Consider the following 21299-nt stretch of genomic DNA (forward strand, 5'->3'; position numbering starts at 1 on the left):
CCGGCCCGCAAGAGGCCTATTTAGTGGCAAGCACCACGACCAGCACGGCCACGACCGCGATCAACGCATACGCCATGTACGCGTCCAGCCGGCCCGACTGAATCCTCTTGGAGTAGCGAGCTATTGCGAGCAGCCGCGCCACCGCCGGCCGGTAGAGGTAGCTGTCGATCACATCGCTGACGGTGGTGCTGAAGGCGACCGGTTCGCCGGCGGCCTCCGCGCTGACCCGGTGCTGAGTGCGCAACAGGTTGCTCAGGACCGTACGCATCGGATTGGCGAACGCAAACGAGGTGTATCCCTGCCCGCGCTCGACTCCCGGCGATCCGGAGGTCCAGACCGGCACCCGACGCACTCGGAGGATTCTGCCCCGCGACAGTGCCGCCGCGGCCACCAGTACGACGGCGAACATGCCCGGCAGCACCACCCACAACCAGCTCGGCGAGAGTGCCGAGAATTCGTCGAACGCCGGCTGGATCACCCACGGGCCGTGCATCATCGATCGCGGCACACCGCCGACGATCCCCTCCACTCCCCGGCCGATGAACCGCAGCTGCAGGGGCGCAAGCGCTGACACGCCCAACGAACAGCCGATCAGCACCACGACCGCCACTCGGTATGACCACGATTCACCACCCCGGGATCGACCGGGGCTGGCGTCCCGGTCCGCTCGGCAGGAGGTGAGAGCCGCCAGGCGGACGAATGTCAGGGCCGCGACGCCGATCGTCAGCGCGATCAGCGCCGCCGTCACGGTCATGCACAACTGCAAGCCGAGACCGTCGATCCGGAACTGCTGCATGAGCGCCTCGAGCGTCAGCCATTCGGACGTGAAGCCCGCGGTCAGGGGCAGGCCCGCCAGCGTCAGCGCGCCGACGGTCAACCCCGCACTCGACCATGGCAACCGATCGCGGATACCGCCGATCGCGTCCAGTTCCGTTTCACCACAGTATGTTTCGATGCGGGAGGTGGACACGAAGAGCAGCGACTTGCCGATCGCATGGGCGATCACCTGCGCGGTCGCGGCCACGATTCCGGTCGCCATGATCCCCGGGCTGTGCACCACCGCACCCGTCAGCGCCACGCCGTAGCCGGCGACGATCATGCCGGCGTTCTCCACACTCGACCACGCGACCAGCGAGGGCAGCCGCGGGTTCACGGCCGCCTGGGCAATCCCGTAGACGGCGCTCACACCGCCGACTACGAGCACAGTGCAGGCCAGCCATACCGGTGGCGGGCCGAGCACGTCGAGCACGCGCCACATGCCGTAGAACCCGACGTTGACCGCGGCTCCCGCCATCACGGCACGGGCCGCCGCCGGCGCGGCCGAATAGCTACGGGGCAACCAGACGTGCGCAGGCACCAGTCCGACTTTGATCGCGAATCCCACCAGCAGCAACACATAGCCGGTCGCCCGGACAGCAGGATTGGGGCAGGCGAGGTCGACCAGTCGATATCCGCCATCACCACAGGCAACCAGCAGCAGGGTGCCGGCGAGTAGGAATGCGCCGCTCGCGCGGCCGAACACCACGGTGATCGTGGCCGCCGCCGGCCGGTCCGGTCGATGCCGTTCGAACACGGTGAGCAGATAGAACGCGATTGTCAGCATCTCCCACCAGAACAGGAAGGCGAAGATGCTGGTGGCCGCGATGATTCCCAGCATGGCCGCAAGCGCGAGCCCGATAAGACTCTGCACCCGCCCGCGCAGCGGACCTTCCGCCTGTCGGATGCCGGCGATCGCGGGCAGCGCGACGGCGAACGCGATCACGATGAACATGCCGGAGAGCCGGTCGCACGACAATGCGACCGGAGTCATGCCGTCCGAGTTTCCCATCGTCAGATGCGCGGTGTGCCCGGCCATCCCGCGCGCTCCGACGACGATGGCGAGGATGGCGCCGACCGCATTGATGACCAGGGCGAGCACCGCTGCCCGGCCACGCCCCCACAACCCGATAGCCGCCGACGCGGCGAACACGACCAGGGTCACCCCGATCATGACGAGACCTCGGTCGACGAGCGGGGCAGCCGATGCAGCGCCAGCAGGATCGCGTGCAGCAGGCTGAACGGCGTCGGCGGTGCACCCGGAACCCAGACGTCCACCGGCACAATCGTGTCGATACCCCGACTGGCGGCGTAGCCGTCGCCGATGAGGCCGCCGCTGATCGCATCTGTGCCGCAAGCGATGACCACTCGCGGCTCGGGTACGGCCTCGATGGTCCGCAACAGCGGACCGGTCATGCCGATGGCGCCGACCCCGGTGATCAACAGGATGTCCGCATGGCGCGGCGACGCCGTGAAGAAGATACCCAACCGGTGCAGGTCGTAGACGGGATTCGCCAACGCCGCGATCTCCCATTCGTCACTCCCGTCCGAACCGGCATCGACGTGCCGGATATGGACCGAGTGCCGCAGCCATTTCACCCGTCGTGCCAGGCGCTCCTGCAGGGCCGGGAGATCGTCGTCGTCCGTCGGTGCGCTATGCAGCTCGCTCCGCGACAGCCTGGCGACATCGGCACCCGGTCGCCATCCGAACACGGTGGGGGCGGCGTCGATGCAGCGCCGACAGAGGATGCAGCGGCCGCGGTCGAGATCGATCGGCCGCTCGTTCGACTCGTCGATCGTGATCGCCTGCGTCGGGCAGGTTCTCGATGCGGCGACCGCGGCGACCGGATCGTCGGACAGCACTGCCACCGAGCCCCGGAACTCGTCGAAATAGGGATCCGCCGCACGCGGCCAGCGGCTCGTCAGGATTCCGTTGCGCACTCCGCGGAGCGGCCACCACTCGATCACATCGCCACCCCCGCATAACTGAGACCGAAGCTGGCCTCGATGAACGGAAAGTCGGTGAAGATGTCCGTACGGAACACATGCCGGAACAGCAGAAGGTTATGCAGGCCGGGCGATCTCGCGAAACAACGCTGCACCACGCCTCCCTGCAGGTGCAGCGCATAGAGCACCTCGCCCTGAGCCGCCTCGGCCCATCCCAGGAACACTCCGTCGCGAAGACCGTCCATCTCGATCGACGGACGGCGGTCACCGCGCGACAAATGATTGCTCTGCAACCGATCCGCGGCCTGGACGATGAGCTGGAACGACGCCGCCATCTCGTGCCGGCGTACGGCGAGTCGGGCCATGGCGTCGCCGGCCCGGTCGATCGACGGCACCACCGGAGGCAGATCCAGGTAACCGTCGTAGGGTCGCTGCTGCCGGCAGTCGTTGTTGCAGGCGCTCGCCCGGCCGATCGGCCCGAGCGTCCCATGCTGTTTCGCCAACGATTCGTCCAGCACGCCGGTCGCTCGAAGACGGTCGAGGAACGAGGCGTCGTCGAGTAGCGCCCGCATGTCGGCGCCCACCCGGGCGCCCAGGATCCCGGCCGCCGACGCGACGTGCTCCGGATCGAGCTCCAGCGGCTTGGCCACCCCGCCCGGCACGATCACCGAACGCCCGAACCTGCTCCCGCACAACGACGACATCAGCCGCATCGCCGTTTCCTTATGCCACCCGAGGCGTGACTGCGCGACCGCCAGACCGGCCGCCTCGGACAGCCGGGTCGCCACGTCGAGATGATTGGCGATCCGCTCCAGCTCGGCGTAGATGACCCGACTCAGCCGTGCGTACTCGGGAGGCCGGACACCGGCGGCGGCCTCGACCGCGTGCGAGAAGGCCAGGGCGTGGGCGATCGTCGAGATCCCTTCCACCCGTTCGGCGACCAGCACGGCGTCCGCCGGCGGCAGTCCTTCGAAGCGCTTCGCCATTCCGCGATGCTTGTAGTGCGGCCGAATCGTGAGGTACGGGATGTTCTCGCCGGGCGACTCGATGAGGAACTCGATCGACTCGAAGACCCCGGACCGGACCGGGCCGAACGGCAGGGCGAAGATGCCCTCCCCCTCGACATCGACGGGACCGAACTCGTCGACGGCCGTCAACTGGATCTCGATGTGGCTGCCCGCTCCCGGCAGCGGCGCGGCCGCGTTCTCGACCGGCGGCAACAGGAGCGGCTCGAGGCGGGGATGCCCCGTCGGCGTCACCCCGGACAGGTCGTGCAGGGCGCGCTCGTACCAGAACGCCGCCGGAATCTCGGGAGTCAACGACCGATAGGTGAGTATGCCTTGTTCGTCGGCGGCGAGTTCACAACCAAGACAATCGATTCGCGTCGCCGATCCGACGAGCGCGTAGATCTGCGCGGTATCTGCCTGTTCCGAATGCGCGCAGTACAGACCCGCCAAGCGATCGCCCGCCAGGCGATCGACGACAGCCTGGCGCCATGCCGCGACGTCCGATCGGTACGACCGCACGACTTGACCGACATGCGGATCGATCATGATGCCCCCTTCAGTTCGGTCGCGGCCGCCGACAGCAGGTGTTCCAGTGGCATCGGAAGGTAGATACCGAGCAGCAGCAGGACGCCGATACCGACCGCCATCGGTATTGTCATCAACAGACCGGGCTCCGTTGCCGTGGGACCTTCGATCTCCGCGTCGGGGCCCCCGGGAACCGGCTCGGATCCGCGACCCACGGACTGCGGGCGGTACAGCATTCCCGTCGTCGAACCGATGAGCCCGGCGAACGCCACGGTCACCAGGACGATCAGGATCACGGCTGCGGTCGCGCTGGCCCGTCCGGCCGACAGCCCACCGGCCACGATCTGAAACTCACTGCGGAACAGGCCGAATGGCGGCATGGCCGACAGTGCGAGCACCGCCATGAGAAACAGCGGCGCCGTCCATCGCAGCCGGCCGACCGCATCTCGGATGGACTGGATCGTCCGTGTCCCATAGCTGTGCACCAGGATCCCGGCCCCCATGAAGGCGCTCGCTTTCGCTGCCGCGTGCGCCAGTACGTGCAGCATCACCCCCACGAACGCGACCGTCACACCGAAGCTGATCCCGATCGCCAGGATCCCCATATGCTCGACGCTCGAATAGGCGAGGAGACGCTTGAGATGTCGCTGCTGTAGTAAATAGAGCGACGCGAGCAACAGCGACAACACCCCGAATACCAACAGGACCGTCTGTGGAAAGTCCGGCCCGAGCGTGCGCAGCGCGATCTGGTGATAGCGCAGTATCGCGTAGAAGCTGGTCGCCAGCAGCGAACCCGACAACATCGCCGACACCGGCGTCGGCGCCTCGGCATGCGCATCCGGCAGCCAGGTGTGCACCGGAAACAGCCCCACCTTGGTGCCGAACCCCACCACCGCCAGCACGAAGGCGATCCGCACGGGGGTGGGCGGCAACTGTCGGGCCACGCCGAGTAGTGAGTCGAGGCCGAGATCGTACGACTCGCCGAGTACTTGCGAGCCCGCGAAGTACATGAAAATCGTTGCGAGCAAGCCGATCCCCAGGCCGGAGGATGCGATCAACACATACTTCCAGGCCGCCTCGCTCGCCTCTTCGGTGCGATCCAGAGCCACCAGCAGCGCCGAAACCACTGTGGTGACCTCGATGGCCACCCAGAGCAGGGCCAGCCCGTTCATCAGCGGGGCGCAGATCAGCGACCACGCAAAAGCGTTGAACCCCAGGTAGAACCGCCGCGAATAGCTCCGAAACCATGCCACACTCTCGGCGGACCGATGCCCGGCGCTCTCGGCCCGCAGATACCCGATCGCGTACACGGAGGTCACCGCGTAGACGAAGGTCGCGCCCAGAAGGAATACCGTCGACAACGCATCGGCGCGCAGGTAGCGGAACGCGGTCACCGTGCCGCTGCTCGCCGGCCCGATCACGAACAGCGACAGCACGAGGCAGCCGATCCCGCTCGCCGCGGTCAACCAGCGCACGAAACCTTCGAACGGCAGCAGGCTCAGCAGGGTGACGGCCAGCGGGACGACGACGAGAAGCAGCAGCACCATGTCTTACCCTCGCAGCCGATCGAGCGTGGCGGTGGACAAGGACCGCACGCGGCGATGGTGAACCCGCATCAGCACACCGAACACGACGACGGCGACCAGTAGATCGAAGAGGAATGCCACCTCGAGGATCAGGGGCATACCGGCCGCGACCACCAGACTGGCCAACGAGACGCCGTTCTCCAGCGAGAAGAATCCCATCGCCTGACTGACCACGTCGCGACGCAGGGCCATGATCACGAACGCCACCAGCACCACGCTGCCGGACAGGCCCAATGCCGCCGAGGACAGGACATTCGAGCGGATGCCCAGGCCCCCGATGGCGAAGAATCCGAAGAGCGCCACAGCCAGCGACAAGAGCACTTCGGTGGCCACACCCAGGACACCGCTGCCGGCGATGCTGGTGCCCGCACCGCGCAGGAGGGTCAGGATCAGCAGCGGTACCACCACCACCTTCAGCAGGAACGAGAGGACGGCCAGGACATAGAGCTCCGGGATGTCCTTGCCGCCGGCCACCACTGCGGCGAGCACGCTCAGTGCCAGCGACTGCAGCGCATACAACCGCACCTGTGCCCGGAGCATGGCGACGCGCAGCATCCCGAATTCGGTCAGCACCAGGAGCACCGCCACCGTGTTGGTCACACCCTCGAAGACCGACGGCGACGAATGAGCGGGACCGCTCGCGGACCCGAGAATCGTCAGAACCATTGACATCATCCGCCTCCCAGGAATAGCGTCACCACCGCAAGAACAGCGAAAAGAAAAGCGGCGGAAACGAACTCAGAGATCTTGTATAGCCGCAGCTTTGCGAACATGTTGTCGAGGACGGCCACCACCACACCGACAAGACATCCCTTGCCGACGATGGCGAAGATCGCCGGCACCACGGCGGTCACCTCGCCGGTCGAGGCCATCCCCCACGGGGCCACGAAGACATTGCAGAAGATCGTGTAGAAGACGAACTGTTTGACGGCGCTGCTCCACATCAGCAACGCCTGCAGCGGCCCGGAATGCTCGAATCCCCTACCCTCTTCGATCATTCCCAGTTCTATTGTCCCGGAATGCGTTTCCACCGGGATACGGGCGGTCTCGAACAGGATCACCATGAAGAGCGCCCCGGAGGCGAGCAGGTGCGCCGGGCGCACGATCTGATCCGGCCCGCTGCGAACGGTGGCACCCAGCACGTACGGTAGATCTGTGGTGGTGATCAGGGCCACGGTGAACACCACCATGAGCACCACCGGCTCGGTGATGGCCGCGAAGGTCTTCGACCGACTCGCGGCCAGCTGCGCATATCCGTTGCCGGTCTCGCCGGCGGCAGTCGCGATGAGGAAGCTGCTCGCCGCCAACAGGATTCCGCCGCCGAGGATGTCCCCCATGTACCCGAGCGGCAGCGCATAGCTCGTCAGCACCGGGATCAGCATGGGCACCGTCAAGACGAGTGCCAGCGACATCACCGGCGCGAGGAAGAACATCGGACCGACGCCTTCCGGCGCCACGATCTCCTTCGAGAAGAACTTCGCAAGCGTGTAATACGGCTGCAGAATCCGCGGCCCCCGACGGCCCTGCAGCCGCGCCTCCAGCCATGCGGCGAAGCCGCTCACGCCCGGCGAGAACACCAGCACCGTGAGCACCTGGAGTATTTGGACCGCCCAGGGCGACAACATCATCGGCGCCGCGTCCACCCACTCCGGGCAGACGCGCATCGTCGACGAGTTCGGACCGAGACGAGCATTCGATGTGCGGGCACCCTACGACTCCCTTAGTCGTAGGGGCCATCAGCACTCGGTGGCAGTTCGGGAGCGGAAAGCTCCCCGGCGGGCTCCATCGCCAAAATCAGTGAATCACACGGCAAGACGCATCACGACACGAATCGCCGAATGACAGCTGCAACTTGGGCGACGGTGTACCGTCGCGGTCACGGCAATGGACCCTGCCGAGGCTGCACCGATGCCCGCTGCGGGCGCGACGGCCTGAACCGCTGGACGACAGCTAATGGGCCCTTCCCGACCCGGAAGGACCCGTTATGCATCTCATCGTCGGTTACGACGCCCACCCCGCCAGTCAGGCTGCGCTCGGATTCGCCGTGTGGATAGGCCGCGACATCGGGGCGAAGATCCATGTCGTGCATGTCGTCGATTCGGACGACCTTCCGGTCGACCCCGACTCGCTCGACTACGACAACGAATTGCAGGCCCACCTGAGCACGCACCGCCAGGTCGTCGCCGGCATGCTCGGCAGCCACGACGACTGGGAGTACGCCGCGCACGGCGGTCTGCCCGCATCGGTCCTGATGAACATGGCACAGCGGCTGCATCCCGCCATGATCGTGGTCGGTCGGCCGCAGCACGGCATCGGTGCCATGCTCGAGCACGCTCTCTCGGGATCCGTGTCGCGAAGCCTGCTCCACCGCGCAGCCTGCCCGGTCGTGATCGTTCCCGAGAACAGCGACTATCGCGGCCAATGAGTACCGGCGGGATCAGCATTCTGTTCGGCGATCCGGAACGTGCCGTCGTGCGCACCGCCGAACCCGACTACTTCCACGACCTTCGCCTGGACGCGGTCGTCGATGCCGTGGTCGGAGACGACGACCAGTTCGACATCCGGCCGTGGTTCTACACACCTGTGGACAATCCCGCGGATGTGTCGCTGCGACAGTCCGTCTACTGCGAGCTCGACTCCAACGCGACCATCCGCTCCGCGTTCGTTCGTTTCGGTGCCGGCATGCAGACGATCCGCACCCTGCTGTCGGAACTTTCCGCCGCATCGACCGACACCGAACGACTTGGCTGGCGGGTCAACGCGTTTCAAGCCTATGTGGCCGTGATCGTCCGCCTGAGCGATGATCTCGAGCGGGCGCATCCCGCTGCGGCAGCGCTGCGCGCAGTGGCCGACTACGTTGATACTCAGGTCCACTCGGCCCACTTCCAACTGCTGCGGCGCACGGCAGACGATATCGGCGAGGCACTCGGCAAGATCGTCTATTCCGTCCGGATCCGCGACCTGCAGGTGAATGTTCAGCGCTTCGAGGGGGCGCCCGAGATGCTGGAGAGAACGCGGGTCCTCCTCGATCGGTTCGACGAGCCGGACCGCACCGACCGGGCGTACCCGGCCGCGGATCATCCGGGACTCAACCGAGTCGAGTCGTCGATACTCGAGCTGGTCGCCGGGTTGTTTCCCCAACAGTTCGGTCTGTTGCGGGAGTTCGTGGAGCGGACCCACGACTTCATCGACCCGAATCTGCTGCGACTCGATCGCGAACTGCAGTTCTATCTCCGCTATCGAGCTCACGTCGAGTGGTTGCGGCAGTCCGGCCTGGAATTCTGCTACCCCGCGGTCGGCGATGATCGCTCATCCCCGACCTGGGCCACCGACGCCTTCGACATCGCCCTCGCGGCCAGTCTTTTCGCGGACGATCCCGCCGCCCGGGTCGTGGCCAATTCGCTCCGGCTCGATCCGCCGGAGCGGATGATCGTCGTCACGGGGCCCAATCAAGGCGGCAAGACCACCTTCGCCCGCATGCTCGGTCAGCTGCATCACCTTGCGGGACTGGGCCTTCCGATACCCGGCCAGGAGGGCAGCCTCGTACTGTTCGACGAGATATACACCCATTTCGAGCACGCCGAGGTGGCCACCGACGAACGCGGGAAGCTCGAAGACGAGCTGATCCGCCTGCACCAGATCATCGCGACCGCGACGAGCCGCAGCCTGGTCATTCTCAACGAGACCTTCAGCTCGACGTCGTTGCACGACGCCCGACTGCTCGGCCGGGCAGTGCTCACCCAACTCGACCGCATCGGCGTCCGCGGCGTCTACGTCACCTTCGTCGACGAGCTTTCCCGGCTGTCCGCAAGCACGGTCAGCATGGTCAGCTGCACCGATCCGGACGACGCGTCGCGCCGCACATTCGCCATCGTCCGGCGTCCGGCAGACGGACGGGCCTTCGCCGCGGCGCTGGCCGAGAAATACCACCTGACATTCGACGAAGTAGACCGGAGGCTGGTCCGATGAAAGTCCTTCTGATGCACCCGGATCGCGAATCGGACCTGACCGCGATGCCGCCACTGCAGGCCGCCGACGTGATCGCCGATCTCGGACTGCGCGGGATCATAGCGACCATGGCGAACGGCGACAGCTACCGCTCCCGAGTGGCGACCGCCGAGATGTTCACGCCGCAGACCGATCCGCGGGTGATCGCCTATCGGCATGGTGCGCTTCGTGATTGCCGTGCCCACCGAGACACGATCACCGCACTGTACGGTCTGGCCGGCGACGTCGAACGGGAGGTCCGCAAGCATCTGTTTCTCACCTGGAACGGCATGACCCCCGAACAGGCCACGCATCGCTCGCTGGCGGTGCTGGAGATCGCCTGCGACGCGTTGGATTCACTGCTGGCACTGGCCTTGCGCGACCGTTCCGAATTCACGTCTCCGGCGTTCCGCCGCTTCTTCGACGACGTGACGACGACCGTCGACGGCAACTACCTGAACTCGCTGCGCCGCCATCTGAACGAACTTCGATTCGAGCACGGCGCGGTGCTCAGCGCGAGCCTGAGCTCCGGACTGCGCGGCGCCGACTATCGGCTGCGCGTGCCGGCCGGACGACGGTTGCGCGACCGGTTGCGCATCGACTCATCCGGACCCGGATTCGAAATCGACGAGCACGATGTCTCCGGGTCGATGGCTCTGACCGAGATCCGAAGTCGCGGAATGCATGCGGTGTCCGGGCTGCTGTCCACGGCGGCGAACCACCTGGAGACATTCTTCGCCACCCTCCGCTGGGAACTCGCCTTCTACCTCGGCTCGGCAGCTCTGTTCGACGCGCTCGACGCCGTGGGCGGACGAGCCTGCCTGCCGGTCCCGGCACCGCTGGACACCCGCACATTTCGCTGCACCGATCTCTACGACGCCGGGCTGGCGCTGCATACCGGCGCGGCGCCGGTGGGCAACGACCTCGACGCCGGGTCCTCGAACCTGGTGATCGTCACTGGGGCCAACCGCGGCGGCAAGTCGACGTTCCTGCGCAGCGTGGGCATCGCGCAGATGCTGATGCAGGCCGGGCTACCCGTACCGGCGCGCGAGTTCGCCGCCGATGTGCGGTGCGGGGTGTTCACGCACTTCAAGCGCGAAGAAGACGAGACGCTGCGCAGCGGCAAATTCGATGAAGAATTGCAGCGGATGAGCGAGCTCGTCGATCATCTTCCCGACGCGTCGGCGGTGCTGTTCAACGAATCCTTCGCCGCCACCAATGAGCAGGAGGGATCGGCGATCGCCGCCGACATCGTGCGCGCCCTGCTGGGGCACGGCCATCGCGTCTTCTACGTCACCCACATGCATGAGCTGGCACGCACCTTCTACGAGGCACGCACGGGCGTGTTTCTCCGGGCGGAGCGCGACGCATCTCGTCAACGGAGCTTCCGTCTGAGCTACGCCGAGCCGCTTCCGACCAGCTATGGACTGGACCTGTACGAAAAGATCTTCGGCGAACCGGCGGGCCCGCTATAGCCAGGCCCTCCGGACGTCCTCGGCGACCCGGCTGCGGGTCGGTCCGAGATCGGCGTCGATCATGTGCCGGCGACCCAGTGCGCGGTGCATCTCCAGCCAGCTCAGATCCAGTTCCCGGCCGGCCGCACGGCGTTCCAAACCGGCTGTCAGACATACGAATACGGCCTGGCGGTAGACCAGCGATCGGGCCGGCTCGGCGAACTTCTTGGCCCGACTCACAGCCGCCCGGGCGTCTGCGACCGCCCGATCCGCCGCGTACTCCAGAGCCAGCGGATTGCCCTTGTTGTCGATCATCGCGCCTCGCCGGCATCGCCGATGGCGGCGGTCACGGGAATTCGATCGAGTTCGACGACCCGCCAGCCATCCGAATCCCGTTGGAGGACTTGATACGAACCGGTCGGTACCTCGGCTTCGGTGATCTGGGCGTCGATCCGCACCAGCAACGGCCGGATCACGGCGTCGTGCGTGACCACGACCGCCACCCCGCCGGTCGCCGCCGCCTGATCGGCCCAGCGCCCGAGCGCCGGATACGCACGCAGGACGACCGCGTCGGGCGACTCCACGCCAGGCGCCGCATCGAGAGATCCCCATTCCGCAATCACATCGGCGCGGGGCTTCCCGGTCCACGGCCCGTAGTCGCGATCGTTGAGCTCCGCGTCGACCTGCACCTCGGCGCCGACGCGGGCCGCAACGGCCGCCGCCGTGTGTCGCGCACGTTGCAGCGGTGTCGACACCACCAGACGGACATCGAAGCGGCTGGTCACCTCGTCGGCCAGGGCCTCCGCCTGGGCGCGGCCGCGGTCACTCAGATCCGGGTCGGCCAGACCACGCAGCAGGCCCTCGGCATTCATCGAGGTCTCGCCATGTCTTGCGAGAATAATCGTTTCCATGACGCACAGCATCCTTCCCATCAGTGGAAGGAACCATCAGCCCCGGAGTCGGGCGGTTCAGCCACCGTCCAGGACGGGCGGCTCGGCGGAGATCCATCGCCGAGGTCGACGATACCGACTGCGGCGCATGCGCGTCGAGCTTTCAGTCGACGTTCGGCCTAAGCCAGTTCGATGAGCTCCTGATACTCGTCGGACCAATGATCCTCGGTGCCGTCCGGCAGCAGGATCACCCGCTCCGGGTCGAGGGCCTCCGCAGCGCCGGGGTCATGCGTGACCAGCACGACGGCACCCGCATAGCTGCGCAGCGCGTCGAGCACCTGCTCGCGAGAGATCGGATCGAGGTTGTTGGTCGGCTCGTCCAGCAGCAGCACGTTCGCGGCCGACGAGACCAGGCCGGCTAGCGCCAGGCGGGTCTTCTCACCGCCGGACAGTGTGCCGGCCGGCTGATCGAGCTGCGGACCCGAGAACATGAAGGCGCCCAACAGGCCTCGCAGATCCTGTTCGCCGGCGTCAGGTGCGGCATGCCGGATGTTCTCCCACACGGACGCGTCGTCGTCGAGGGTATCGTGCTCCTGCGCGAAGTAGCCGATCTTCAGCCCGAAGCCCGGCTCCAATTGTCCGAGATCCGGAGCCTCCACGCCCGCAAGGAGTTTCAGGAGCGTCGTCTTGCCGGCGCCGTTCAGTCCGAGCACAACCACTCGGCTCCCCTTGTCGATCGCCAGGTCGACGCCGGTGAAGATCTCCAGTGAGCCATAGGTTTTCGTCAGACCCGACGCCATCAGCGGTGTCTTGCCGCAGGCCGCCGGCTCCGGGAAACGGATCGTGGCCGTCTTGTCCGCCACCCGTTCCTCGTCGAGATTGGCGAGCATCCGGTCGGCACGCTTGAGCATGTTCTGCGCGGCAACGGCTTTGGTCGCCTTGGCGCCCATCTTGGCCGCCTGCGTCCGCAGCGCGCTGGCCTTCTTCTCGGCGTTGGCACGCTCACGCTTGCGGCGCTGCTCGTCGGTGGCCCGCGCCTCCAGGTACTTCTTCCAGCCCATGTTGTAGACATCGGCCTCGCCGCGCACCGCGTCCAGGAACCACACCTTGTTGCAGACGTCCCCGAGCAGCTCGACGTCGTGGCTGATCACCACCAGCCCGCCGTCGTGATTCTGCAGGAAAGACCGCAGCCAGCCGATCGAGTCGGCATCCAAGTGGTTGGTCGGCTCGTCGAGCAGCAAAGTGGTGGCCGACTTGCCGGAACCATCGGACGCCGCAAAAAGGATGCGCGCCAATTCGATTCGACGGCGCTGACCGCCCGACAGCGTGCGCAGCGGCTGGCCCAGCACCCGGTCGGGCAGGCCCAGGCTGTTGCAGATGCGGGCGGCGTCGGACTCGGCCTCGTAGCCGCCCAGCGACGAGAACCGGTCCTCGAGCTGGCCGTATTTGCGGACCGCACGGTCGCGTTCGGTCTCGTCTACGACCTCGGCCATCAGCGTCTGCTGCTTCTCCAGGTCACGCAGCAGCTTGTCGAGGCCGCGCGCCGACAGCACGCGATCCTTGGCGAGCACGTCGAGGTCGCCTTCACGCGGATCCTGCGGCAGGTAGCCGAGCTCGCCCGACCGGGTCACCGAGCCCGCATACGGCTCGCCTTCGCCTGCGAGGATGCGCAGGGTCGTCGTCTTGCCGGCGCCATTGCGGCCGACCAGCCCGATGCGGTCGCCGGGCTGAATGCGCAGAGCGGGACCGGGCGCCGACAGCAGGGTGCGCACACCGGCCCGAACTTCAAGGTCGGTTGCGGTAATCACGACATTGCAGTCTACGTGGCGACACGGGTCTATCCGAATCGATATATGGGCCGCTCACCTGCGGCTTACCGGCTATCGTCGCGTCTGTGACTCATACCACCGCACCACTCGAAGGCAAATCGGCGATCGTCACCGGCGGCAGCCGCGGAATCGGACTGGCCATCGCCACCGAACTAGCCCGCCGCGGCGCCGCCGTCACCATCAACGCGCGCAAAGCCGAACCGCTCGACGAGGCCGCCGAGCAGATTCGCGCCGCCGTCCCCGGCGCCCGGGTGCTACCGGTCGCCGGCAACTCGGGCGACCCGGCCACGCGTGCCGGGATCGTCGAGCAGGCCGTGGCGGCGCACGGCGGCGTACAGATCCTGATCAACAACACCGGCATCAACCCGCAGATCGGCTCCCTGATGGAGATGGATCCGGTCGCTGCGCTGAAGACCTTCGACGTGAATGTGGTTGCGGCCGTGGGATTTGTCCAGGAGTGCTACCGCGCCGGAATGAAGGATTCCGGCGGCTCGGTGATCAACGTCGCCAGCATCGCGGGCCTGCGACCGGCCGGGCCGCTCGCCATCTACGGAGCCTCCAAGGCCGCGTTGATCAAGATCACCGAGGAACTCGCGGCCCAGCTGGGGCCGAACATCCGGGTCAACGCGGTCGCCCCGGCCGTGGTCAAGACGAAGTTCGCCGAGCTGCTCTATGCCCACGACGAGGCCGCGGTGGCGGCGCCCTATCCCCTGAAGCGGCTCGGAGAGCCCCAGGACATCGCCAACCTCGTGGCATTCCTGGCCGGGGACGAGTCGTCCTGGCTCACGGGCGAGACGGTACGCATCGACGGCGGAGTGGGCACCACCGGATCGTTCGGCTGACCGCTCCGCGCATCGCGGTCGAATTGCACGGCAACGGATTCGTCGCGGCCTTCGTCTGCGGTCACGCGTACCGCCGGCTGCGGGAAGCCGGTCATGGGGCTGGTCGTAGCCACCAGCGTGCTGGTGCACGGCTGGGGCGTCGGCAGGCCGCTCTCGCGACGCTCGCAGCGCGTCTGATCACGGCAATCCGGCTAACACCGACCCCTCGGGTGTACCCCCGGTCACAGCTCCCGCGCCATTGCGTCCGTCACCACTAAACACTGTGGCCGACAACAGGATTCATCCTGTCGACATTTAGTGTGAACCACCGTGACACGTACTCGGCGGGCAGTGGCGTTGACGGCCATTTTTCTCGGCACAACGGCACTCGTTCTCGCGATCGCGCTGCCGACTTTTCTCGTCCCCAGCCTCAAGAAGGTCCCGTCGGACGTCAAGATCGCGGTGACCATGGACGCCCACAACGCTCGGTTGGTGGACGTGCAGCCGCTGGTGCGCGGAGAAGCGGTGCACACCAGCAGCGGGGTCGATCTCCAGATCCATGCCGACATCCGCTCGATCCCGCCCACCGGCGACAACGACGTGACGCTGTCGGCCGCCACCCGGATGAGCAGGCTCTCCCCCAACACCCCGCCCGAGCTGGTCATCGCCTACGTCGACCAGATCACGATCGACCGGCGCACAGCCGAGCCGCTCGCGGGCACGCCGGCGCGTACCGCCTACAACATCGGCGAGTCTCCACAGCCGAAGGCCCGCAAGGGGTTTCAGTACACGTTCCCGATCGGACTGTCGAAGCGGTCATACCCGTACCACGACGTGAACTCCCGAACCGAGGGCACCGCGCGGTACCTGGACGACAACCGGACCGTCGAGGGGATGCGGCTCTACCATTTGCGCGTCGATGTGCCGCGCACCAACCTGGAACCGATCGCCGGAAACGATGGCCGCCTGTCGCTCTCCGCCCGGGCGTGGGGCCTGCCCGGCACCGGCAACGTCACCTTCGACCGCTACTACAGCAGCACCATCGATCTGTGGGTCGAGCCGCGGTCGGGTGTTCTCGTCGTTCAGAACCTCACCATGCATCGCGACCTGGTCGGGAGTGGCCGGACGTTCACCGAGATCGACGCCGACTTCCACATGACGCCCGACACGATCGCGCAGACCGCGGCACTCGCGAAAAAGAACAAACGCATGCTCGACTGGGGCGAGACCTATGCGCCCACCGCCCTCGGCGTGCTCGGCGGGCTGTTGCTGATCACCGGCGTCGTCACACTCATTCGCGGCCGACGGCGCGACTCAACCACCCAGGGTCCCGACGGGCTACTTCCCGTCGGCGTCGGCGAGGGCCTTGTCGATGTCAAGGTCCCGGACCTGGTTGATCAGGTCGTCTAGCGCCTCCGGCGGTAACGCACCCGGCTGCGAGAACACCAGGTGGCCCTTCTTGAAGGCCATCAGGGTCGGGATCGACCGGATCTCGGCCGCGGCGGCCAGCGCCTGCTCGGCCTCGGTGTCGACCTTGCCGAAGACCACGTCCTCGTTCTTCAGCGAGGCGCGCTCGTAGACCGGCGCGAACGCCCGACATGGGCCGCACCAGGACGCCCAGAAGTCAACGAGGACGATCTCGTTGTCCGCGACGGTGTCCTTGAACTGCTCGGTGGTGATGTCGACTGTGCTCATGGTGTCCTCAACACCCCTATTGCCTGCATTGATTCCCGACAACCGGCGATTCCGACCACAGCGATTCTTGACGCTGGCCTCTTCCGCGCCGTCGACTACAAATGTTTGGCTTCCGCCGCTAGCGGGAACTCCCCTTGTGATGGGCATCGAGTCCATCGGACAGGCACCTGATGGAGGGAGGCAACCAGTCATGGTCGATAACAATGCAGCCGGCGACGCGATCAAGGGCGCCGTGGAGCACGCAAAAGGCAAGGTCAAAGAAGCCGTCGGCGACGTGACCGGCCAGGATCATCTCGCCGAGGAGGGCCGCGCGCAGCAGGACAAGGGCGAGGCCACCAGGGAGGCCGGCAAGGACCAGCTCCAGGCGGACGCCGACCGAGCGGCCGCGGAGACCGCCAGGAAGCGCCAGGAAGCGCACCAGTCGCAGCAGTAAATGTAGATCGTGGGGCTCGTCCGATCAGGGCGAGCCCCACGCGCGTCGCGGTCTACTGCCGGTCAGGCATCCGTTCGCGCAATTGGCTGATCGTCGCGCCGAGTATCCGCGACACATGCATCTGCGATATCCCCATTTGATCGGCGATTCGGCTCTGGGTCATGTTATCGACGAAGCGCAATTTGATGATCTCGCGTTCCCGCGCAGGCAGATCCGCCAGCAAGGCCTTCAGCATGACCCGGTCATCGGCGCTCGCCAACGCAGAATCGCTGTCTCCGAGAGAGTCAAGCAGAGTCCCTTCTTCGGCGGACTCGGCCCCTCGCCGCGGGGCATCGATCGAGAGCGCCCGGTGCGCCGTTTCCGCCGACAACGCCTCCATGACCTCGTCCACCGACACCCCCAGCCGCCCCGCGAGCTCGCGCGGGGTCGGTGCACGGCGGAGCTCCTGGTTGAGCAACGCCGCGGTGGACGAGACCGCGAGACTCAGTTCCTGCAAGCGGCGCGGCACTCGCAGTGCCCATGCCGTGTCACGAAAGTGCCGACGCATCTCGCCCATGATCGTCGGAACGGCGAACGCGACGAATCCTCTCCCGCGTTCGGGATCGAATCGGTTCGCCGCATTCACCAGCCCCACGCGTGCCACCTGCATCAGGTCGTCGTGCGACTCTCCGCGTCCAGCGAATCTCCATGCCAGATTCTCGGCCAGGCTCAGATGCTCCAAGATCAGCTGCTGGCGCAGCTGATCGTGGTCACGGCCGTCGTCCGGGGCGTTGGCGTCCCGACCCATTCCCTTCACCCGGCCCTGTGAGTCTCGTTCTCGATGCAGAATTCGATCCACACTCGCCGACAGCCCGGAGCGTCTGCGAGGTCCCTGTGCCCGGTCGTCAGTCGCGTGACGATCGACCGCAGTACATACCAGCTCAGTCCCTGCTCGAACGGCACATCTTCAGCACGCGCCGTCGTGCTGCAGTGCAGCCACAGTCGCCCGGCTTCACCGGTGAAGCGGCAGTCGAGCGTCGTTCTCTCGGCGGCAATCGTCGTGAGCTCAGTGCAGGCCTCGTCCGCCGCGAGCCGAGCGTCGGCGATCGCGTCGATATCGAGGTCGGCCGAAGCCGCGACCGTCGCCACCGCTGCGCGAATCACCGCCAGCTGTTCGACCTGCGCCGGAACCCGCAGCTGCACAACGGAATCGCCTTCCCAGTCAACCTCAGAACGAGCAGTCGCCATAGCGGACACTATTCCAACTCCCATTGATGATCGGTACCCCATTCGGGCATTGCCGTGCCCCTACCCGGTTTTGCGCAACTTCAAACCCGCCAGGACCAGGCAGCGTTGACGTCGCGGCCGGACCGTGCATAGTGTCGAGGTGGTTGAACACGACAGCCATGTGCACACGCCCCGCACGGGGACCGTGGTGTAACGCTCAGTCATCTATGAGAGCGAGGTTGATCGGATGCACTCCACTACTACGACTACCAGTCAGCTCGGGATAGAGATTCCTGTTGGTCCGGCACATGTTCGGGTATGTCCGCCGGCCAGGCATGACGCCCGTCGCCCGACCGTCATCGCCATCGACGGAGAGATCGACGCCTCCAATATTCACGACATCAGCGCGCTGACCCAGGAGATCCTGTCGGCGCAGTCCGACGTGGTCATCGATCTCAGCGATGTGACATTCATGGCCGCACGAGGCCTATCGACATTGACCGAACTGCCGGAAAGGGCCCGTTCGCACGGAATCGGCTGCGCGGTCGTCACCAGCCCGGCCATCGACCACCTGCTCGACGTGGTGGACCGACAACGACCGGTATGGGTCTACGACACCGCCGATTCCGCGCTGGACGCCGTTGAAGTCGAAGGACTCTGGCGCAACCACTGAGTCGGTGGCGCCGCGGCCGCGGTCAGTCCTGACGCCGCGGATCCCGATCATTGTTGAAGTCGTCGATCTTCTGCTGCTCACGGGCGCGCTCGTAATGAACCTGTTCGGTGGCCGGCGATGACTTCTTGGCCTCGTCATCGTCGGTCACGTCATTGGTCGTCGGATCAGTCCGGTCGGACGTATCCGCATCCAATTGATCATCGTGGTCAGGGGTGTCGTGGTTGCTCGTCATCATCCCTCCAAACGCACTTGTTGCGGCATCGCCGCCTGATCCGCCGCCGCTGTGGCAGCTAGACGGTGAAGCCGAGCGCCCGCAACTGCTCGCGGCCGTCGTCGGTGATCTTGTCCGGGCCCCACGGCGGCATCCAGACCCAGTTGATCTCCATGTCGGTGCACAGGCCGCTGCTGACCAGAGCGTTCTTGGACTGATCCTCGATCACGTCGGTCAGCGGGCAGGCCGCCGACGTCAGCGTCATATCGATCTTCGCGACGGCGTCATCGGTCACCTCGATGCCGTACACCAGGCCGAGGTCGACAACGTTGATACCGAGCTCCGGATCGACCACATCGCGCATCGCCTCCTCGACATCGTCGAGGGTGGGCAACGACGTCTGCGGCGCCGAAATCTGTGCTCCCGATGCCTGGGATTGAGATAGCTGTTCTGTCATGCCGGCTCCTTCTCCACTGCCTGTGCGACCGCGTCCTTGAACGCCATCCATCCCAGTAACGCACATTTCACGCGTGCCGGGTACTTGCTCACGCCGGCGAAGGCGATGCCGTCGCCGATCACGTCTTCATCGCCCTCGATCTGTCCGCGTGAGGTCATCATCTCGTTGAACGCATCGAGGGTGGCCAATGCTTCCTCGACCGGCCGACCGACCAGCAGTTCATGCATCACGGACGTCGACGCCTGCGAGATCGAGCAGCCCTGCCCGTCGTAGGAGATGTCTTCGATCGTCCGCTGATCCGGTGTCACCGCGACGCGGAGGGTCACCTCGTCGCCACAGGTCGGGTTGACGTGATGCACCTCGGCACCGAACGGTTCACGCAGTCCGCGGCCGTGCGGGTGTTTGTAGTGGTCCAGGATCACCTCCTGGTACATCTGCTCCATCCGCATTACGCCGCTCCGAAGAACTTCTGTGCCCGGACGATGGCCGCGGCCAGTGCGTCGACCTCATCGAGCGTGTTGTAGACGGCGAACGATGCGCGGGCGCTGGCGGTCACACCGAACCGGCGATGCAGCGGCCAAGCGCAGTGATGGCCCACCCGGATCGCGACGCCCTCGTCGTCGAGCACCTGCCCGAGATCGTGAGCATGGATGCCCTCGACATCGAACGCGACTGCCCCACCACGGGATTCGGCGGTCGGCGGGCCGATGATGCGCAGCCCCGGAATCGTCGCCAACCGGTCGAGTGCGGCGGTCGTCAGCGAATGCTCATGGGCGGCCACCGCATCCATGCCGATCGCCTCCAGATACCGCACCGCGGCACCCAGGCCGACCACCTGCGACGTCATCGGCACGCCGGCCTCGAAACGCTGCGGCGGCGGGGCGTACGTCGAGACCTCCATCGTCACGGTCTCGATCATCGAGCCGCCGGTGATGAAGGGCGGCAATGCATTCAGCAGTTCCCGCTTGCCGTACAGGACGCCGACACCCGATGGGCCCAGCATCTTATGCCCGGAGAACGCAGCGAAATCCACGTCGAGGGCGCTGAGGTCGACAGGCATATGCGGAACCGACTGGCAGGCGTCGAGCACCACGAGCGCGCCGATCGAGCGCGCTCGGGACACCAGCTCCGGCACGTCCGCCACCGCACCGGTGACATTCGACTGATGAGTGAACGCAACGACTTTCACGCTGGCGTCGAGCGTCAGCGAGTCCAGGTCGATGCGACCGTCGTCGGTGACGCCGAACCACTTCAGCGTGGCGCCGGTGCGCCGACACAGCTCCTGCCACGGCACCAGGTTCGCGTGATGCTCCAGCTCGGTGATCACGATCGTGTCCCCGGGACCGAGTGCCTTGCCGCCCAGGACATCCGCGGACCGATCGTCACCGAGCGTGTAGGCGACGACGTTCAGCGCCTCGGTCGCGTTCTTGGTGAACGCGATCTGGTCGGCCGTCGTTCCCACGAAGCCCGCGATCGCCGCGCGGGCGTCCTCGTAGGCGTCGGTCGCCTCCTCGGCGAGCTGATGCGCACCGCGATGCACCGCGGCGTTGCTGGTCAGCAGGAAATCGCGTTCGGCATCCAGCACCTGCAGCGGCCGCTGCGACGTCGCCCCGGAATCCAGGTAGACCAGCGGCTTGTCGTCGCGCACCGTCCGCGACAGGATCGGGAAATCCGCCCGGATCCGCTGCACGTCGAAGCCGGTGGCGATGTCGCTGCGGGTATCGGTCACTTGAGTCATACGCTCACTCCCGGAAGAGATTGT

General features: G+C 66.2%; 23 protein-coding genes and 2 riboswitches. Of the genes, 7 read left to right on the top strand and 16 right to left on the bottom strand.

Going from position 1 to position 21299, the window contains the following annotated elements:
• Positions 1 to 16: 16 nt before the first annotated feature.
• Genes G341_RS0112045 through G341_RS0112070 form a run of 6 tightly spaced genes read right to left on the bottom strand, consistent with a single transcriptional unit; the run spans position 17 to position 7509 of the window.
• Positions 17 to 1990, bottom strand: coding sequence for a proton-conducting transporter transmembrane domain-containing protein (locus G341_RS0112045; RefSeq protein ID WP_018179399.1), 1974 nt, complete (start codon positions 1988 to 1990; stop codon positions 17 to 19).
• Positions 1987 to 2784 carry an NADH-quinone oxidoreductase subunit B family protein gene (locus tag G341_RS0112050; RefSeq protein ID WP_018179400.1) on the bottom strand — a complete coding sequence of 266 codons (798 nt, stop codon included), beginning with the start codon at positions 2782 to 2784 and terminating at the stop codon, positions 1987 to 1989. Before G341_RS0112050 ends, G341_RS0112045 begins: the two co-directional genes overlap by 4 nt.
• Positions 2781 to 4316, bottom strand: coding sequence for an NADH-quinone oxidoreductase subunit D (locus G341_RS0112055; RefSeq protein ID WP_018179401.1), 1536 nt, complete (start codon positions 4314 to 4316; stop codon positions 2781 to 2783). The genes G341_RS0112050 and G341_RS0112055 overlap by 4 nt, the downstream gene beginning before the upstream one ends.
• Positions 4313 to 5842, bottom strand: a complete 1530-nt coding sequence (locus G341_RS0112060) for a proton-conducting transporter transmembrane domain-containing protein (protein ID WP_018179402.1) — start codon at positions 5840 to 5842, stop codon at positions 4313 to 4315. The genes G341_RS0112055 and G341_RS0112060 overlap by 4 nt, the downstream gene beginning before the upstream one ends.
• 3 nt (positions 5843 to 5845) lie before the next feature.
• On the bottom strand, positions 5846 to 6556 hold the full coding sequence (locus tag G341_RS0112065; protein ID WP_245556979.1) for a hydrogenase: 711 nt from the start codon (positions 6554 to 6556) through the stop codon (positions 5846 to 5848).
• Positions 6553 to 7509, bottom strand: coding sequence for a respiratory chain complex I subunit 1 family protein (locus G341_RS0112070; RefSeq protein ID WP_155826956.1), 957 nt, complete (start codon positions 7507 to 7509; stop codon positions 6553 to 6555). Before G341_RS0112070 ends, G341_RS0112065 begins: the two co-directional genes overlap by 4 nt.
• Before the next feature lie 92 nt (positions 7510 to 7601).
• A riboswitch (Fluoride riboswitch) is annotated at positions 7602 to 7680 on the bottom strand.
• Positions 7681 to 7865: 185 nt separating this feature from the next.
• On the opposite strand from G341_RS0112070, the gene G341_RS21925 reads away from it, so the two are divergent.
• Genes G341_RS21925 through G341_RS0112085 form a run of 3 tightly spaced genes read left to right on the top strand, consistent with a single transcriptional unit; the run spans position 7866 to position 11343 of the window.
• Entirely contained in the window at positions 7866 to 8306 is a 441-nt protein-coding gene (locus tag G341_RS21925; RefSeq protein ID WP_018179405.1) for a universal stress protein, read from the top strand.
• Positions 8303 to 9850 (top strand): MutS-related protein, encoded by a 1548-nt coding sequence (locus G341_RS0112080; protein WP_018179406.1) that lies wholly within the window; start codon positions 8303 to 8305, stop codon positions 9848 to 9850. The genes G341_RS21925 and G341_RS0112080 overlap by 4 nt, the downstream gene beginning before the upstream one ends.
• Entirely contained in the window at positions 9847 to 11343 is a 1497-nt protein-coding gene (locus tag G341_RS0112085) for a MutS-related protein (RefSeq protein ID WP_018179407.1), read from the top strand. Before G341_RS0112080 ends, G341_RS0112085 begins: the two co-directional genes overlap by 4 nt.
• Here G341_RS0112085 and G341_RS0112090 read toward each other — a convergent pair.
• The 3 genes from G341_RS0112090 to G341_RS0112100 all read right to left on the bottom strand — a co-directional run bounded on the left by G341_RS0112090 (position 11338) and on the right by G341_RS0112100 (position 14020).
• Positions 11338 to 11637, bottom strand: coding sequence for a hypothetical protein (locus G341_RS0112090; protein WP_018179408.1), 300 nt, complete (start codon positions 11635 to 11637; stop codon positions 11338 to 11340). The two genes, G341_RS0112085 and G341_RS0112090, sit on opposite strands and share 6 nt — an antisense overlap.
• A complete protein-coding gene (locus G341_RS23070) occupies positions 11634 to 12233 on the bottom strand; it encodes a histidine phosphatase family protein (RefSeq protein ID WP_162140713.1) in 600 nt (199 codons plus the stop codon). The genes G341_RS0112090 and G341_RS23070 overlap by 4 nt, the downstream gene beginning before the upstream one ends.
• Positions 12234 to 12253: 20 nt before the next feature.
• Positions 12254 to 12343, bottom strand: a riboswitch (Fluoride riboswitch).
• Between the two features lie 48 nt (positions 12344 to 12391).
• Positions 12392 to 14020: an ABC-F family ATP-binding cassette domain-containing protein gene (locus G341_RS0112100; protein ID WP_026303588.1), complete on the bottom strand. Its 1629-nt coding sequence runs from the start codon at positions 14018 to 14020 to the stop codon at positions 12392 to 12394.
• Between the two features lie 86 nt (positions 14021 to 14106).
• On the opposite strand from G341_RS0112100, the gene G341_RS0112105 reads away from it, so the two are divergent.
• Together G341_RS0112105 and pgfA are read left to right on the top strand one after the other, a co-directional pair.
• Positions 14107 to 14883: a glucose 1-dehydrogenase gene (locus G341_RS0112105; protein WP_018179411.1), complete on the top strand. Its 777-nt coding sequence runs from the start codon at positions 14107 to 14109 to the stop codon at positions 14881 to 14883.
• Positions 14884 to 15192: 309 nt separating this feature from the next.
• Positions 15193 to 16272 carry a cell envelope lipid trafficking protein PgfA gene (gene pgfA, locus G341_RS0112110; RefSeq protein WP_081622514.1) on the top strand — a complete coding sequence of 360 codons (1080 nt, stop codon included), beginning with the start codon at positions 15193 to 15195 and terminating at the stop codon, positions 16270 to 16272.
• Here pgfA and trxA read toward each other — a convergent pair.
• The gene (trxA, locus tag G341_RS0112115; protein WP_018179413.1) at positions 16201 to 16557 is read right to left on the bottom strand and encodes a thioredoxin; all 357 of its coding nucleotides are present in this window, start codon (positions 16555 to 16557) and stop codon (positions 16201 to 16203) included. The two genes, pgfA and trxA, sit on opposite strands and share 72 nt — an antisense overlap.
• A gap of 190 nt (positions 16558 to 16747) precedes the next feature.
• Here trxA and mbp1 point away from each other — a divergent pair, with 190 nt between their 5' ends.
• On the top strand, positions 16748 to 16990 hold the full coding sequence (mbp1, locus tag G341_RS0112120) for a microaggregate-binding protein 1 (protein WP_018179414.1): 243 nt from the start codon (positions 16748 to 16750) through the stop codon (positions 16988 to 16990).
• Between the two features lie 52 nt (positions 16991 to 17042).
• Here mbp1 and G341_RS0112125 read toward each other — a convergent pair whose 3' ends face one another.
• Both G341_RS0112125 and G341_RS21935 read right to left on the bottom strand, forming a co-directional pair.
• Complete coding sequence (locus G341_RS0112125; protein ID WP_155826938.1) at positions 17043 to 17777, bottom strand: SigB/SigF/SigG family RNA polymerase sigma factor; 735 nt, start codon at positions 17775 to 17777, stop codon at positions 17043 to 17045.
• A gap of 5 nt (positions 17778 to 17782) precedes the next feature.
• Positions 17783 to 18172 (bottom strand): hypothetical protein, encoded by a 390-nt coding sequence (locus G341_RS21935; protein WP_018179416.1) that lies wholly within the window; start codon positions 18170 to 18172, stop codon positions 17783 to 17785.
• 271 nt (positions 18173 to 18443) lie between these two features.
• Here G341_RS21935 and G341_RS0112135 point away from each other — a divergent pair, with 271 nt between their 5' ends.
• Positions 18444 to 18869: an STAS domain-containing protein gene (locus tag G341_RS0112135; RefSeq protein WP_018179417.1), complete on the top strand. Its 426-nt coding sequence runs from the start codon at positions 18444 to 18446 to the stop codon at positions 18867 to 18869.
• A gap of 22 nt (positions 18870 to 18891) precedes the next feature.
• Here the strand turns inward: G341_RS0112135 and G341_RS0112140 are convergent, their stop codons facing one another.
• The 4 genes from G341_RS0112140 to G341_RS0112155 are packed head-to-tail and all read right to left on the bottom strand — an operon-like array spanning position 18892 to position 21275.
• The gene (locus G341_RS0112140) at positions 18892 to 19101 is read right to left on the bottom strand and encodes a hypothetical protein (protein WP_155826940.1); all 210 of its coding nucleotides are present in this window, start codon (positions 19099 to 19101) and stop codon (positions 18892 to 18894) included.
• A 58-nt stretch (positions 19102 to 19159) separates the two neighbouring features.
• Complete coding sequence (locus tag G341_RS0112145) at positions 19160 to 19537, bottom strand: metal-sulfur cluster assembly factor (RefSeq protein WP_026303589.1); 378 nt, start codon at positions 19535 to 19537, stop codon at positions 19160 to 19162.
• On the bottom strand, positions 19534 to 19986 hold the full coding sequence (gene sufU, locus G341_RS0112150; protein WP_018179420.1) for a Fe-S cluster assembly sulfur transfer protein SufU: 453 nt from the start codon (positions 19984 to 19986) through the stop codon (positions 19534 to 19536). Before sufU ends, G341_RS0112145 begins: the two co-directional genes overlap by 4 nt.
• Positions 19986 to 21275, bottom strand: coding sequence for a cysteine desulfurase (locus G341_RS0112155; RefSeq protein ID WP_026303590.1), 1290 nt, complete (start codon positions 21273 to 21275; stop codon positions 19986 to 19988). The genes sufU and G341_RS0112155 overlap by 1 nt, the downstream gene beginning before the upstream one ends.
• Positions 21276 to 21299 lie beyond the last annotated feature (24 nt).

The organism is Jongsikchunia kroppenstedtii DSM 45133, from assembly GCF_000380485.1.
GTDB lineage: Bacteria > Actinomycetota > Actinomycetes > Mycobacteriales > Mycobacteriaceae > Jongsikchunia > Jongsikchunia kroppenstedtii.